The organism is Kocuria sp. CPCC 205260 (genome assembly GCF_040981045.1).
Classification (GTDB): Bacteria; Actinomycetota; Actinomycetes; order Actinomycetales; family Micrococcaceae; genus Kocuria; species Kocuria palustris.
In genome coordinates this window covers 1-542 of the sequence record NZ_JAVKPT010000086.1, presented here as the reverse complement: position 1 = coordinate 542, position 542 = coordinate 1, and the positions used below count along the sequence as shown (strand labels likewise).

Annotated in this window: 1 protein-coding gene; it reads right to left on the bottom strand. The window is 73.2% G+C overall.

Annotated features, from left to right (window positions below):
• A partial coding sequence (locus tag RF645_RS13315) for an NAD(P)-binding domain-containing protein (protein ID WP_368819276.1) occupies nt 1–460 on the bottom strand: 460 nt, incomplete at its 3' end.
• Nucleotides 461–542 lie beyond the last annotated feature (82 nt).

Genomic DNA, 542 nt, shown 5'->3' with positions numbered 1-542 from the left:
ATACGTCCTTCGGGGCGCCCACCATGAACGCGAGCGTTCCCGCCTCCGCCCCGACGACGCCGCCCGAGACCGGTGCGTCCGCCGCCCGGTGGCCCGCCGCCACGGCGAGTTCGGCGGCGTCCTGCGCGTCGGAGATGTCGATCGTGGAGCAGTCGAGGAACGTGGTCCCGGCGGGTGCCGCCGCGAGCAGACCGGGCGCGGCGTCGTCGCCCGTGTAGGCCTGCCGGACGTGTCGACCCGAAGGGAACATGGTGATGACGACCTGCGCCTCATGGACCGCGGCCGCGGGCGAGTCCACCACTGTGACCCCGGCCGCGCGGGCGGCGTCCATCGCGGCGGGGACCACGTCGAACCCCAGGACCGGGACGCCCGCGGCCACCAAGTTGGCGGCCATGGGCCCGCCCATATGGCCCAGGCCCAGGAAGGCCACCCGGAGATCTGTTGTGCCGGAGGTGTTCATGGTGCTCCCTGACGGTACGGAACCCGGGGGTTCGGGACGTTCGGTTCGGGCGTTCGGCTCGGGTCGCGAAGTGCGGGTCGTG